The 13,596-nt window shown below is 59.8% G+C and carries 16 protein-coding genes and 1 pseudogene; 6 read left to right on the forward strand and 11 right to left on the reverse strand.

Annotated features, from left to right (window positions below; all coding sequences use genetic code 11):
* Nucleotides 1-161: 161 nt before the first annotated feature.
* From AC07SZ_RS35020 to AC07SZ_RS35040, 5 genes and pseudogenes are all read left to right on the forward strand, one after another.
* A complete protein-coding gene (locus AC07SZ_RS35020) occupies nucleotides 162-965 on the forward strand; it encodes an NYN domain-containing protein (RefSeq protein ID WP_494917810.1) in 804 nt (267 codons plus the stop codon).
* An 11-nt stretch (nucleotides 966-976) separates the two neighbouring features.
* Entirely contained in the window at nucleotides 977-1,285 is a 309-nt protein-coding gene (locus tag AC07SZ_RS35025; RefSeq protein WP_494917811.1) for a mobilization protein, read from the forward strand.
* A pseudogene (locus tag AC07SZ_RS35030) lies at nucleotides 1,282-2,944 on the forward strand (type IV secretory system conjugative DNA transfer family protein). Before AC07SZ_RS35025 ends, AC07SZ_RS35030 begins: the two are co-directional and overlap by 4 nt.
* Nucleotides 2,941-3,207, forward strand: coding sequence for a helix-turn-helix domain-containing protein (locus AC07SZ_RS35035; protein ID WP_494917812.1), 267 nt, complete (start codon nucleotides 2,941-2,943; stop codon nucleotides 3,205-3,207). Before AC07SZ_RS35030 ends, AC07SZ_RS35035 begins: the two are co-directional and overlap by 4 nt.
* Nucleotides 3,204-3,422 (forward strand): hypothetical protein, encoded by a 219-nt coding sequence (locus AC07SZ_RS35040; RefSeq protein WP_494917813.1) that lies wholly within the window; start codon nucleotides 3,204-3,206, stop codon nucleotides 3,420-3,422. Before AC07SZ_RS35035 ends, AC07SZ_RS35040 begins: the two co-directional genes overlap by 4 nt.
* A 19-nt stretch (nucleotides 3,423-3,441) precedes the next feature.
* On the opposite strand, the gene AC07SZ_RS35045 is transcribed toward AC07SZ_RS35040, so the two are convergent.
* Nucleotides 3,442-3,585 carry a hypothetical protein gene (locus AC07SZ_RS35045; RefSeq protein ID WP_494917814.1) on the reverse strand — a complete coding sequence of 48 codons (144 nt, stop codon included), beginning with the start codon at nucleotides 3,583-3,585 and terminating at the stop codon, nucleotides 3,442-3,444.
* 100 nt (nucleotides 3,586-3,685) lie between these two features.
* Between AC07SZ_RS35045 and AC07SZ_RS35050 the strand changes: the two genes are divergently transcribed.
* Nucleotides 3,686-4,402, forward strand: coding sequence for a HEPN domain-containing protein (locus AC07SZ_RS35050; RefSeq protein ID WP_494917815.1), 717 nt, complete (start codon nucleotides 3,686-3,688; stop codon nucleotides 4,400-4,402).
* A 596-nt stretch (nucleotides 4,403-4,998) separates the two neighbouring features.
* Here the strand turns inward: AC07SZ_RS35050 and AC07SZ_RS35055 are convergent.
* From AC07SZ_RS35055 to AC07SZ_RS35100, 10 genes are all read right to left on the reverse strand, one after another.
* Nucleotides 4,999-5,235 carry a hypothetical protein gene (locus tag AC07SZ_RS35055; protein WP_494917816.1) on the reverse strand — a complete coding sequence of 79 codons (237 nt, stop codon included), beginning with the start codon at nucleotides 5,233-5,235 and terminating at the stop codon, nucleotides 4,999-5,001.
* A gap of 333 nt (nucleotides 5,236-5,568) precedes the next feature.
* Nucleotides 5,569-5,865: a hypothetical protein gene (locus AC07SZ_RS35060; protein ID WP_494917818.1), complete on the reverse strand. Its 297-nt coding sequence runs from the start codon at nucleotides 5,863-5,865 to the stop codon at nucleotides 5,569-5,571.
* 7 nt (nucleotides 5,866-5,872) lie between these two features.
* Nucleotides 5,873-6,526: an AAA family ATPase gene (locus AC07SZ_RS35065; protein ID WP_494917819.1), complete on the reverse strand. Its 654-nt coding sequence runs from the start codon at nucleotides 6,524-6,526 to the stop codon at nucleotides 5,873-5,875.
* A gap of 121 nt (nucleotides 6,527-6,647) precedes the next feature.
* The gene (locus AC07SZ_RS35070) at nucleotides 6,648-6,953 is read right to left on the reverse strand and encodes a type II toxin-antitoxin system RelE/ParE family toxin (protein WP_494917820.1); all 306 of its coding nucleotides are present in this window, start codon (nucleotides 6,951-6,953) and stop codon (nucleotides 6,648-6,650) included.
* Nucleotides 6,950-7,219, reverse strand: coding sequence for a CopG family ribbon-helix-helix protein (locus AC07SZ_RS35075; RefSeq protein WP_494917821.1), 270 nt, complete (start codon nucleotides 7,217-7,219; stop codon nucleotides 6,950-6,952). The genes AC07SZ_RS35070 and AC07SZ_RS35075 overlap by 4 nt, the downstream gene beginning before the upstream one ends.
* Nucleotides 7,220-7,471: 252 nt before the next feature.
* Nucleotides 7,472-8,350 carry a helix-turn-helix domain-containing protein gene (locus AC07SZ_RS35080; protein WP_494917822.1) on the reverse strand — a complete coding sequence of 293 codons (879 nt, stop codon included), beginning with the start codon at nucleotides 8,348-8,350 and terminating at the stop codon, nucleotides 7,472-7,474.
* A gap of 195 nt (nucleotides 8,351-8,545) precedes the next feature.
* The gene (locus tag AC07SZ_RS35085; RefSeq protein WP_494917824.1) at nucleotides 8,546-8,761 is read right to left on the reverse strand and encodes a ribbon-helix-helix protein, CopG family; all 216 of its coding nucleotides are present in this window, start codon (nucleotides 8,759-8,761) and stop codon (nucleotides 8,546-8,548) included.
* Between the two features lie 318 nt (nucleotides 8,762-9,079).
* Entirely contained in the window at nucleotides 9,080-9,295 is a 216-nt protein-coding gene (locus tag AC07SZ_RS35090; protein WP_494917825.1) for a helix-turn-helix domain-containing protein, read from the reverse strand.
* A gap of 263 nt (nucleotides 9,296-9,558) precedes the next feature.
* Nucleotides 9,559-10,497 carry a recombinase family protein gene (locus tag AC07SZ_RS35095; protein WP_494917826.1) on the reverse strand — a complete coding sequence of 313 codons (939 nt, stop codon included), beginning with the start codon at nucleotides 10,495-10,497 and terminating at the stop codon, nucleotides 9,559-9,561.
* 66 nt (nucleotides 10,498-10,563) lie between these two features.
* Nucleotides 10,564-13,473 carry a Tn3 family transposase gene (locus AC07SZ_RS35100; RefSeq protein WP_494917827.1) on the reverse strand — a complete coding sequence of 970 codons (2,910 nt, stop codon included), beginning with the start codon at nucleotides 13,471-13,473 and terminating at the stop codon, nucleotides 10,564-10,566.
* Between the last annotated feature and the right edge of the window lie 123 nt (nucleotides 13,474-13,596).

Genomic DNA, 13,596 nt, shown 5'->3' on the forward strand with positions numbered 1-13,596 from the left:
TTGCGCTTGACGAGATGGCCGTCCTCAAAGAGAGAACTCATAATTCAGCAGAAATGTTGGCGGGAGAGTTGGCAGATGTCACAACCGCTAGCACATAAAGTATTGCCAATTTGTCATGTTTGTTTAGGGTACTGACAAATATGAGCGGATGGAGGGAAAGCATGGCGAATGACACGGCTGCAACGCTTGCTCTGCTGATCGACGGAGATAACGCTTCTCCAAAGATTGTCACGGGCTTGCTTGCCGAAATTGCCAATTATGGTGTCGCCAGCGTCAAGCGCATTTATGGCGATTGGACAGGCCCGAACCTCAAGGGCTGGAAAGAGTGTCTGCTGGAGCACTCCATTCAGCCTGTCCAGCAGTTCGCCTATACCACGGGCAAGAATGCGACTGACGGCGCAATGATCATCGACGCGATGGACCTGCTCTATACAGGCCACTTCTCCGGATTCTGCATCGTATCAAGCGACAGCGACTTTGCCAGACTGGCGGCGCGTCTGCGAGAACAGGGCGTGACGGTCTATGGCTTTGGCGAACGCAAGACGCCTCGCCCATTCATCACGGCGTGCGACAAGTTCGTTTATTTCGACGTGCTGAACGCCACAGCACCAGAGCAGGAAGCGGTGGCTATTGCCGTAGACCGGAAAGCTCGCCAGCCAGTCGTGGCAGCAGAGATTGCGCCGCCAGTCGTCAAACCCGCGCCAGCAAAACCGGCACTTGATAAAGCCGCGCTCGAAATGCTCGCCAAGGCCGTGACCGCTTCCGCTGATGAAGACGGCCGCGCCAACCTCGCGCGTGTCGGCGGGCATCTGGCGAAACAGGCTCCGGATTTTGACGCCCGCAATTATGGCTTCGCGCGGCTTTCCGAACTGGTCGAGGCTTCCGGCCTCGTGGACATAGAGCGCAGCGGCGATCATCCCAAAATCATCATGGTCAAACTCAAGGCCGCGCCCGCAACGAAGTGAAAGGATCAACAGTGGCAAGAAAATCCATCGAACAGCGTCTGGCTGAGCTGGACGCACAGCGCTCGGCACTGAAGGCCCGGCTTTCGAAACAAGATCGCAGCAACGATACACGCCGCAAGGTGCTGCTCGGCGCGCTCGTCCTGCATCGGCTGGAAAATGCCAACGATCCGGAATTCACCAAGCGTCTCGGTGACTGGTTGCGCCGCGAGCTGCCCGGCTTCCTTACCCGCGATAATGATAAGGTGCTCTTTGCCGATCTGCTCGGGCCAGCGCCGGAGAATTCTTCAGGGAACAGCAACAGCCCGGAGGCTGCTTCATGAACCAGGCGAGACTTGCATGGGCCGCTTTCAAGAATATGCTGCGCGCCGCCGCACGTGATCCGCTCTGGGCTTTCGTTGCATTGATCGGTCTGCCCTTCCGAATCTGGAAACCGCTTCTCGGTCTTCTCTTCATTCTCATCATCGCCCTGTTTCTAATCGGCATGGGCGGACGCTTCGCCCTTCAGAAAATCGGTTTTGGTCCCGGCACCATCCCATTCATCGCGCTCGATCTCGGCACGCTACTGGTGCTCGCCTGGATCACCTTCCGGTTCATCACCAATCCGCTGATTGTTCATTTCGGGGATATGGCCGACGACACCCATGGCTCGGCACGCTTCGCCACCAACAAGGAAGTCGCCCCCCTCACCCGATCCGATACCGGTCTGCTCATCGGCCGCGATCCGAAGTCGAAAAGCATCATGCGCTATGACGGGCCGGCGCATCTCCTGACCATGGCTCCGACGAGGACCGGCAAGGGCGTGGGCACCATCATTCCACCTGCTGACCGCCGATCGCTCCGTGATCTGCATCGATCCGAAGGGGGAGAATGCGAAGATCGCTGGCCGTGCGCGGCAAAAATTCGGGCCGGTCCATGTGCTCGACACCTTCGGCGTCACCGGCATGCCGTCGGCCGCGTTCAATCCACTCGACACGCTCGATCCGTCCAGCCTCGATGTCGCTGAAGATGCCGCCACCCTGGCCGACGCCCTTGTGTTCGATGAACCGGGCATGGTGGGTGAAGCGCATTGGAACGAGGAAGCCAAAGCGCTCATATCCGGCCTGCTGCTGAAGATCGTTGCGGTGGAATCTCCCGGCCGGCGTCACCTCGGCACGCTGCGCGAATATCTCACGCTCGCCCCGGAAGCCTTCGCGGCGCTCCTGAAGCGCATGCAGGAAGCTGACGAGGCGGGCGGCCTGATCGCCCGCGCCGCAAACCGCCACCTCGGCAAGTCCGATCGTGAAGCAGCCGGCGTGCTGTCGGCGGCGCAGCGCCACACGCACTTTCTCGACAGCCCGCGCATGACAGCCGTGCTCGGCCGATCGGACTTTCGCTTTGCCGATCTCAAACACAGCAACGTCACCGTCTTCCTCGTCCTGCCGCCCGATCGCCTGTCCACCTATTCGCGCTGGCTGCGCCTGCTCGTCAGTCAAAGTCTGCTCGATATGGCCCGCGATCCCGCAAAGCCGGCCGTGCCGGTCCTCTATCTGCTCGATGAATTCGCCGCCCTCGGCCACCTGGCTCCCGTCGAGCGCGCCATGGGCCTGATGGCGGGTTATGGCGTCCAGCTCTGGCCGATCCTTCAGGACGTCCACCAGCTGCGCGCTACCTACAGGCAGCGTGCCGGCACTTTCCTATCGAACGCCGGCGTGCTTCAGGTCTTCGGCGTCAACGATCACGACAGCGCCCGGCTCGTCTCCGATCTGCTCGGACAGGAAACCGTCGTCTTTCAGACCATGGCCCGCGCCCTCGATTCCGAAAAGTCAGGGATCTCCTACAGCCAGCAACACACCGCCCGGCCGCTGCTCACCCCCGACGAGGTGCGTAACCTGCCGGCGCAAGGGCAATTGTTGTTCCTGGCCGGGCAACGGCCGATCGTCGCCGGCAAGCTCGCCTATTACACCGATCCCGAGTTCAGAGGAGCGTTCGACCCGGCATGACAAAGCTGATACGACAAAAACCCGATACAGACCTCGGTCTGCTCATCGTCAGAAACATCGCGGCGACCATGGAACGGGAGCAGGAAAGGCGCGGCCTTAACAAGAAGCAGATCGCGGCAATGTGCCATATGACCAGCCCCTATTATCTCCGCATTCTCGACGGCTCGGCAAATCCGACCACGCAGGTTATCGCCAGGATCGCCAATGCTTTGAACGTCTCGCTGGAAGAGCTGCTGCTTGCCAAGAGAAAGGGGGCTCCGTGACGCTCCCGGAACGCCTCACGCATCTGCCCGACAGGAAGCGCCGCGAGCTGGAGAGGGTCGCCAGTATCCTGTTCGATGAGTTCGAGGATGCGCAGAAGAGCAAGCTCTCCGACAAGGAAAAGAAGGGCCGTATCCTCAAGCTGGTCCTCTTCGGCTCCTACGCGCGAGGCGATTGGGTCGAGGACCGCAAGAGCGGGTTACAGCTCCGATTTTGATCTGCTCGTCATCGTCAACTCAGAGAGATTTGCCGATCAGCATGAATCCTGGGAGAAGGCCGGCGAGCGCTTCGTGCGCGAGCTGACCGTCACCAAACATCTGGCGACACCGGTCAACTTCATCGTTCACTCCATCATGGACGTGAATGACCAGCTCGCCCACGGCCGCCCCTTCTTCATCGACATCGCCCGTGACGGTGTCGTTCTATACGAGGTGCCGGGACATACCCTCGCCTCCCCCCAAAAAGCTCACAACCGACGAAATGCGCGCCGAGGCGCGGCGGCATTTCGATCATTGGTTTCCAAGTGCAGCGCGGCGCTTCGAGCTGGCTCAGGAGGCTATCGGACGCGGCTATGCCAACGAAGCCGCCTTCGACCTGCACCAGACAATTGAACGCCTCTATCATTGCGTCCTGCTCGTTCTGACGCTCTACAGTCCCAAATCGCACCGCCTGAGCAACCTGCGATCACACGCCGAACGCACCGACCCACGGTTGATAGAGGTATGGCCGCGCGACACCCGCTTTGCCCGGCGCTGCTTCACCCGCGCCGATCGCGCCTATGTCGGTGCACGCTATTCCCCCGAATACGTCATCACCGGCGAGGAACTGGCCTGGCTGGTCGAGCGCGTGAAAGTCCTCATCGCGATCGTCGCCAGCATCTGCGCCGAACAGCTCCAAACCGGCAGCAAGGCCGGCGCATGGACCTATGACAACATCGTCGCGGCCGAAACCGCTATCGAGATCCTCAATCAGGCGCGCGCCATGATCCTCGCGCGACATCGCGAAATCAGTGAGGACGATCGCGGACTTGCCGCGAAGCTTCGCGCCAAGCGGCGCGAGCTGCTGGCGCTGCAAAAGACGATCTCGCCAGAAGGCCCGGACGCCGCCAGAACCATCACCAAGACATGGGGGCCGCTCGTCAAGGATCAGGGACGGTTCTGGCGCGAGCTGGACCTTGGGGAGCAAAATGCAGGTTAGTAGGCAATCCTCCAATACGCTCAATGAGTGTATTGCCTGTTCGCGCAAACACGGATTCGCTGATTTGCCCATCAGCGCAATCGCCTATTCACCGTTTCCCCTAAACGCCGATCGACGGAAGCGCCCATTCACCGATTCACTCAATCGCTGAAAAGCACAACGGCAGATTCACCTATTCGCTGATTTTCCGAGAGGAACCCGGCATTGCCAGTCGCTTGCGACGATCGCCCCTCGGGCGAAACGGCTATGGGTATACCAATAGCCTATCCTGCCATCTCTCGCGACGCTTGTTCAGCCAAAGCCGACATACTGAAAACACATGCAACAGTCCCGGCGCTCAGCGCCGGGGCATTGTCTCTGGCGGCCCTTCGGCTCTCTACAGCCCAATCGATAAGAGCGCTCGCCTCCAGGCCGGGCGCGGCCTCGGCCGCGCGAAATCGCCGTGACATGAGCGTGATACGCTTCCAAACCGGGTGTTGGAAACCTGAAGCTAGTCAGGCACGGAAGCCTTTAGCAAATGCCTGGACATGCGCAACCGTCACCCGGTCGTCGCCCTATAGTCCTATTCTGACAAGATTTCCACGCCCGGCCTGCGATCAATTCGGAGTCTCCCGAAATCCGATATCACGCAAGACCCTCTGTGTCCTCGCGTACGCCGAACGCATGGCAGCATCAGCTTTCTGCCATGGCTCGGCAAGTTCCGCGAACTGGACGTTGATCCGCATCAGTTCCGCCGCCCGAAGCTCAACGTCATGTTCTTCCAACAGGCCGGCGCGATGATCGGCCAGCATCGTCTCCAATAGCGCCTCGCGCTCAGCTTCAAGCGCGTCCATCTGCCACGTAAGACGCCTATAGGGTTCCTCTGCCCTCCGGTACGCCCGCCAAGCGAGCCACGCCCGTACCCGCAATAAAAAATTAGGTCGCCTTTCGATAGTCCAGCCTTCGCCTGGCTCCATTCTGTCGCCTCGTTGTCTAGCTTTGCAGGGTTTCCACGCCCTGGCCGGCAATTCGCCGGCGAGACAACTATAGCAGGTGGGCAGCGATCGGGAAAACTCTCGGCTGGCACTGACGGTAGCCCCCGGACGGCCCGCTCTTATCATATTGGGCCGTAGGGCCGTCCGGGGGCGGGTTACTGGCGTGCAACGCTGCAATTGTGCACAAACGCACTACCGATCACCGAATTTTCGGGCGGCCCCTTCCCTACTGTAAAGCTCTTCAATCGCACGTTTGATGAGCTGCGAGTTGTCGAGGTCGAGGCGTGCCCTCAAGATAGCAACCTTTTCCACGGTGTCCCTGTCGAAATAGCCGCCGATATGTTTAAGGCCGCTTCGGCTTGCTGCTCGCTCGCGTACGGCAGGGACAACGGGCGAGCTGGTCACATGTGGCTCCGGCCGTTCTTCCTGCTGCTCGGGCAAGTTCATTTTGGACAGGAAATCCTGTGCAGTCGCTTTTGTCTTCGCCATAAAGTCCTCACGCTATTTTGTGCACAGGTGCACTTGTGCTCAATTGCAATTCTGCGGCAACCCATTGCCATAGGGCTTGCAGTTCTGCGGCGGCTTTGCCCTCCGGCTCCATCTCAAAGGCAGTCAGCCCTTCCCGGCTCGCGTCCCGATGCACCTTGAAACGGTGAAGGACGGCCGGGACCATCCGAAGCCTGACCGTCTCGAACACCTGGCGGGCAATGTCTTCTTCGGTGCGGCTGTTTGGTTGCGCCATCGTCAGCACAGCGGCGGCCGGCTTCTCCGTCGTTCGCGCAAGGCGCGCGGTCCTCGGAAGCTGCTCATAGGCTTCAATGTCAGGCGAGCACGGCACAAGCACGAGGTCGCAGGCTTCCACGGCGGCCGGCGCTTCGGTGCTCCTTGCTGGCGGTGTGTCGATGACTACCAGGTCGCAGCCGGCTTCCTCTGCCTGCCGCAACAGTTTCGGCAACTCGATCTCGGTCGCGAAGCGCACAACGGGGAGCGGTTCTTTCCGGCGCTCGGCCCATTGGCCGGTCGATTGTTGCGTATCCATGTCCAGCACGAGGACGTTCAAGCCGGCCTTAGCCCCGGCAACGCCAAGGGCTTTCGCGAGCGTCGATTTGCCGACGCCACCTTTCTGCATGGCGATAGCTATAGTTTTCATGTGCAACACCGCATTTTTGCAAAAGCTCCATTGTGCACAATTGCAGCAACGAACATTGTCAGTCTGACGACATTCAGTCAATGCGCTTTGTGCAGTTGATCAATTGTGCACACCTGCACAATTAGTTTGGCCATTCCTCGGCCGGCCAATCCCGCGACGTATGGATAACGCGCAAAATGGCAACTACCTCCTGTCCGCCCAGACTCGTCAGCTCATAGGCGATAATGTAGGGATGACGTGCAAGGGACTTTTCATAGGTTCCGCTAACCCGCCCCGGCCGGCCGGTCGCAAACTCGCCTAGCTTGTTCCCGGCGTCTTCGATCTCGTCCACAACCCGTTCGGCAGCGAATGGGTTGTCCTCCGCGATGTAGCGCAGGATTTCGAGGTTATCCCGCTGCGCCTCGATCGACCAGACAACTTGCCTCATCCTTGCGCGGCTTTCCGGCGCTTCGCTTCCTCTATAACCTCACGCATTTCGGCGACCGCCTGCGCATGGGGGATCACGCGGCCGGCCGCTACGTCAGCCATTCCGCGTTTGATGCCGTCGATGATTTCAAGCTCGCGCTCGACGTAGGCGGATACGGCCTCGGCGGCGAGGAACGATTTGCTGCGCCGCGTGTCGGCCGCGATCCGTTCCAGCTTGGACTTGGTTTCCCGGGAAACCCGAATTGTCATGGTGGTGCTTGCCGGCATGGTGAAAGCCTCGTGTTGTGCTGTGTACATAGTAGCACAACAAGTAGCTAAGAAGCAAATGGGCTGTGCAACTGTGCACAAGTGCACGAGTCGGGCACGGCCTCTCCGCATCCTTTCCTCGAAAGCCCATGACAACGTGTCCGCGAGCTCAAGGCTTCGGTTTTTACTGTGGTGGAGCCGCTTGTCGGCCCGCACTTAACGCGGGCCGAACCGCCGCAGGGCTGCGAAAGCAGCCCGAGCAGCGGCGACCGCCTATGTTTTCCCTCTTAGATAAAGATCAGATGGGGATTCAGTCTGGTTATCGGACTCACATTTCATCAAACTCTTTGCTATGCGGACAAGAGCCTGTCCTACCGGGTTGTTGCCCACGTCGAGCTGCGTTCGCTCATCGAGGGGCAGGGCCTTCCTGTAGGCGTCGATTGCCTCGCTCCAAGCCCTCTGGTCCTGTCCGTGATCCGCAGGCGGGGGAGGGGCCTTGCCGAACCGACCAAGGAACTGCCGGGCCTTTTCCGGCAGAGACAGGCGATAGGCATTGCTGGCCTGCTGCACCTGGGGGCCACGCCCTTCGTTTCCGGTCGGCTCGTAGCGCCGCAGCCAGTCGATGAAGCCATGCGCCCGCAGCTTCTTTAGCGCCCGCACGATCGTATCGCGGGAGCGGCCCAAGCGGTCCATGATCGTGGTGATAGACGGCTCTAGCCTGCCGGTGCGGAAGTCGATGAGATTGACGAATAGCCGCAGGACGTCCAGCGCCACCGATCCGAGCGGCCCGCTGCGCTCGCCCTTCTCGTGCAATCCGGCCTCGTTGTAGATTTCGGCCGCCCTCAAGATCGCTTGCACGTCCTTACGTGTCGTCGGCCGCCATATCTGGCCCTCGGATCGCCCCTTGAAATGGCTACGCCGACGAACCGGCGTTGGGCACCGTGCGGCCGGGGGAGGGAAGACCAGGCCAAGCGCGGCCTGTCCCGATCCCTGCCAGACGGCCCGGCGCTCGTGGGCGAGCGCGGAGAGCTGGCCGGCGTCTTCCTCGGAGAGCTGGCCGGCGCTGAAGCGCGACCATACCTCTCGCATGATTTCATCAAGCGCGTGCCCGCGCGCGCAGCCGATCGCGGCCGCGATTTGCGTCCTCAACATTTGTCCTTCGTCCCTCCGTTTGGGAGGGCATGAGGGGGTGGACAACGGACAAAGATTCATCGTTCCCGCAAGAGGTGTCTCTTGCAGGCTTCCTTTTTAGCGGCTATGTTGGGAGCTGCTTATGGCGGTTCCAACGTAGCCGTTTCCGTAATCCGAAAACCCCTTGCCGCAGCGAACGGCTAGGGGTTTTTCATTTCATGCCCTCTGCTTCGCTTCGATATAAAACCTCACTGCTTCCTCGATGATCGGCGTTCGCCCACGCAAACCCGCCTCATCCTTCAAGCGGTCTAGCTCTGCCACCAAATCGCCGGGTAGATCAGCTTGCACAAGTATCCTCCCCTCCGCGCGCCAACGCGCCCGCAGGTTTCGGACACTTTCCAACTTTACTTGCTCTCGGGTTCGATTCGGCATGTCTACATGAAGAAGCGATTTGCCCGATTCTGCAACCCCGAAACTCTAAGTAGCGGGAATTACGCGCATATCGGATAATTTAGTATCGATCGGCACGGCCTTTTCGGCCGATCTGAAGCCGACTCGCCTTCATCCGTCTAGGTACAAATTTGTGGTTATGATCCGATCATTCGACCGCCACAATGATACATTCGACGTGCAAACATGCAGTTGTGCACAATTGCACATATAAAATTGCTCCCGTACGATACAATTTCAAGCGCCGGAGTCAGACGGGACGGCGAGGAAATGGACGATGAGACTTGATCCCCAGCCTTTCTACACGACCGTCGCGCCATCAAGCGCTCTGTAAAGGGTCGCGCGGTGCACGCCCAGGAGCCGGGCGACCTCGGCCGGCTTCTTGTTCTCACTGATGAGCTGGCGCGCGTGCGCGATCTGCTCGGCCGAAAGGGCAGGGGGGCGGCCGAAGCGAACGCCCTTCGCCTTCGCGGCTTCCCGACCGGCGCTCGTCCGCTCATGGGGCTCTGTGGTCATTTCTACATTAATACACGCTAAGGGCATTTTGCAGGTGACGGGAAACACATGATTTCCGCTCACCGTGATCGCGGGGCAAACTGGCCACGCAATAGGGCCATTTTTTGCGCGACAAACCCTGTCGGAATGTTAGGCTGTGCGGCAACACCTGATTTGAGGTTTGTCGCACATGTTGATCGGTTACATGCGGGTATCGAGTAGGCCCAGTCGGCCCGAAGCTGCGATTTTGGCCAAGTTGAAGAACGAATGTTGAACGTTCGTGCCTACCAGGACCGTTCGTCACCACCGATTTCGTGGATATCGACCTCGATGGAGCACCTGTAGCTCTCGGCGATGTTGAACATCTCTGTCTGGAGATTTTCGATTTCATCATCCAGGCTGACGCCATCGGGCTCGCGGTCATAGGTGATGGTCAGAGTGTAATCGCAGTTGCCGGTCTTTTGCATCTGATAATCACGCTCCAGCATCGCCTCGATGCGCTCACGAGCGGGCTTTCTGCCCCGGCCATGTTTGTTGAAGTTCTCGATGATCAGATGCAGGGCTATTGCGGCGGCCGGCGGCTTCTCCGGCAGCTCGGTCTTTGACGGAACGTCGAGCGCCCGATAGATGGTCATTCTCGAGACCTTCAGCTCGCGGGCAACACTCGCCTTGCTTGCTCCGGCGGCGACGCGGCGTCGGATCTCATCGTCATCGACGTTTTTCTTCCGGCCTTTGTAGGCGCCTTCGATCTTGGCGGCTTCGATCCCGGCGCGCTGGCGATCCTTGATGAACTTCAGTTCCATGTCGGCAACCATGCCGAGGATGGTGATCACCATCCTTCCCATGGTTCCGGCCGTCGTGACTTCCGGCTCAAGGATCCGAAGAGAGGCTCCCTTTTCCTCAAGCTCATGGACCAGGTTCAGAACGTCGCGTGTGGAGCGGCCGAGCCGGTCGAGGCGCAAGACGACAAGCTCATCGCCGGCGCGCAGGAACTGCATGATCGTCTCAAGCTCCGTGCGCCCGGTTCGCGATCCGCCGGAGCCTGTTTCCGAGCGAACGATTTCGCAACCCGCCGCCTTCAACCGAGCGATCTGGATATCGAGGTCCTGGTCCGTGGTGCTGACGCGGGCATAACCGACGCGGGTCATGGGCAAATCCGTCACATTAGGGTGGCTCCATTCTTGTATCGTCACATTGATGGCGAATCCACCCTTTTGTGACATGTCGCATATGTCACTTTCGATCGTCACGCTAAGGTGCACCCAAATGTGATGCCCGGATTGCCTCGGTCATGCCGCCAGCCGCCCAAAATCGATCCGGCTATTCAAGTCGAGGTCGAAACGGCCATAAGGATTGACGTGACTGTAAATCAGCGGCGTGAGGCCGCGATAATCCTCCGGTGTCATCCGGCCCGCCCATTTCGGTTCCACCAGCACGGTCTGAAGCATGCGGGTGTTCACGTAGACGAGCGACGCCTGCAGCAAATGCAGCGCAAGGGCGGAGATTTCCTGCTCGTCAATCCGGTTGGTGGCAATCTCGCCGCCCTTGCCGAAGAACACGAACCCGTTGGCGCTGTTCCAGTTCTCGACGACATTCAGCCCTTCATGGATTTCTCGACGAAACGTCTCCCGTCGAAGGTAGCGGCACAGGAATATGGTCTTGACCGCGCGACCGAGCTCGCTCAGCGCCTTGTAGGTTGGATGCATCACTTCGGCCCGTGCAAACCGGCGCAGGACCGCCTCCGGGTCCGCCGTTCTCGTCTGCATGGCGGCGGCATATTTGACCATCTCATCATATTGCTGCTCGATCTCCTCCCAGTTGATCGCGCCGGAAAGGATCGGCAGGAGATTCGGGAGCCGCGCGCGCATCGCCGCGTCCGGAATCGCCAGCTTCTGGCGACCAATGGCTTTCAGGCGCGGAGCGAGCTCGAAGCCGAGAAGCCGGCAAAACGCGAAGCCGACCGCGCTCTGACCATGACTGTCGACATATTGGCGCTGGATCTCCATGTCGGTGCAATGGCGAAGAACGCCTTCGATCATCGAGGCGACCTCCGAGGACGAGCAGCGCTTGAGCTGCGAATAAACGCAAGTCGCGCGTTTCTCGACATGCCAGTAGATCATGACGCCGCGCCCACCATAGCGGGCATGCCATTCCGTCATGAGATTGCGGTCCCACGCGCCGAACTTCGTGGAATCGGACGCGCAGGCCGTGCCCGCGTCACCCCAAACGGCTGCATTGCGGATCGCCAGCGTCGCGTTCGCAACCCGCGCGCAGGCCTCTCTCAGTGCCGGCGCATGGATGAAGCGGCGATGAACATGCAGCAATTCCTCGTAGCTCACATCGGATGTCGCGCCCGCGACCCGCTTGATCCCGGCATTCGTGCCGAGCGCATAGAGGCACAACAAAAGTCGTCGATCCAGCGTCTCTTTCGACAGGGAAACCCTCGAAGCCGACGTTTCGAAAGCATCCAGAAGACCGGTATCGAGTGCAGCCTCCTTCAGCACGTCGAGCAGCCCGGTCATCGGCCAGCGTCCGCCGATCTCGCCTTTGATCGCATCGAGGCCTTTCGGCTCGGGTGCAGGCTTGAACGGTGTGATCGAGATGCGGTTTTCGCCGCGCCACAAAAGCCGGACCTTGTCATTGTCCGGAATACTGGCGTTGAGAAGCAACAGTTCCCGCTCAAGCTCTGAACGGATGGCAGACGTAAATGTCCTCGCGTCTGGTGTCAGGTTGAGGTCGGAATAGTAGGCGTCACGCCGGACTTCGAAGTCCTTGGGAAGATCGTCGTCCGGGTTCCGGTAACGGTCCGCGCCAACGACCCAGATTTCCTTGGAGCGAATGCGGTCGCGCAACAACGTGAGAACGCAAAGCTCGTAGCTGATCCGGTTCACACGCCCATCGCCATCGATGACGGAGCTGCGCCACCTAGCGGGAATAACCTCATCGGTCGGAACGTCCTGCATCGGCACGAACCGGCAACCGTCATCCATCTTGCTTCGAATCCAGTCGAGCGCCGCAAGCACTGGACGCCACATCGTGTTGTTCGACCGGAATTCCAGAACGGAAAGCAAGTCGGGCAACATGCGCCGGTAATGATTGGCCCAGGATGAGCGCATCACCTTATATATACGCCGATCGAGCGCCCCTTTCGCCTGGCTTTCCTTGACGATCGCCGCCAGCTTGTCCTTGCCGACAATCGGGAAAATCACATCGCAGACGCGCCCGGACGGTTCCTCAATCGAGGCGCTGGCGATCTCGACCAGCAGCCGTTCCTTTCCGTAAACCCGCTCGATGTCCTTTGCGATATCGCCCACGACCTTGCGTTTCGAGCGCGTGCCGATCTTGTGGACCGTCTCGATCAGAAGATCGACCATCGCATCCGTCAACTGCGCCTCGCGGGACAGAATATAAATCGCATACAGCCCGATCTGCCGTGCAGGGGCATGCCGCCGCATCTCCGAGGCCTTTTCGCCGGCGACACGGCGAACAATCTGCTCAACCCATGCTTTTCCGGTCCCCGACAAGAGGTCCCGTGGCAGAACGAGTTTCTGAATGAAAGCGAGTTTCGCCGTCATGCCGAGGATGTTGTCGAGCGACGCCTGGCCAGCGTCACCTTTCATCGTATTGAACCCCGTCTGGCCGTCCGGATCGGCAATGGAAGCCCCCAGCAATGCGACCGTGCTCGCAGAAAGCCGGTCGTGCACTCCGGTCAACCAGCTATCCAGATAGTGCTGTCGTTGAGAGCGAACCAGGCGTTCCAGTTCCTTGCGCGAAGGTCCGTAAATACGCCGGTCCCGGCACCACAGGAAAACACGCTCGAGCATCGCGCTGACCGACTGCCCGGCCGGACACAGTTCACTGACGATCCAAGACGTCAGCTGCTCTCGATCTATGCGCTTCAGACGCCGAAAGTCGAGGTGCCGTAAAATCTCCGCGCAATGCCGGCGAGCGGTGCGACCGGCGAAATCATAGTGGTTCACCGCTTCAGCTTCGACGCCGAGCTGCTCGGCCAGATACGAAACACCATCGGCAGGAATAGCCGCGTGATCCTGCACAAAGAACCCGTGCGTAGCGAAGAATTTAAGCTGAACCGCCAGGCCCAGCCGCGCCGGCTCCGGTTTGCCGTTCAAAAAACCAATCTCGGAAAAGCTCAGGCTCCAGCGCCCGACCAGCTCCCCATTCGAAATATCAAAATTCATAACGCCACTCCGTTTAACGGAGCAGAACGTCATTCCCTGCCAAGTCCGCCGTCAACAACGGTCGCCGCGTTCCCACAACGTTCTTCAACTTGGCCAAAATCGCAGCTTCGGGCCGACCGGGCC

It is taken from the genome of Mesorhizobium sp. GW821-FHT07A06 (assembly GCF_059419085.1).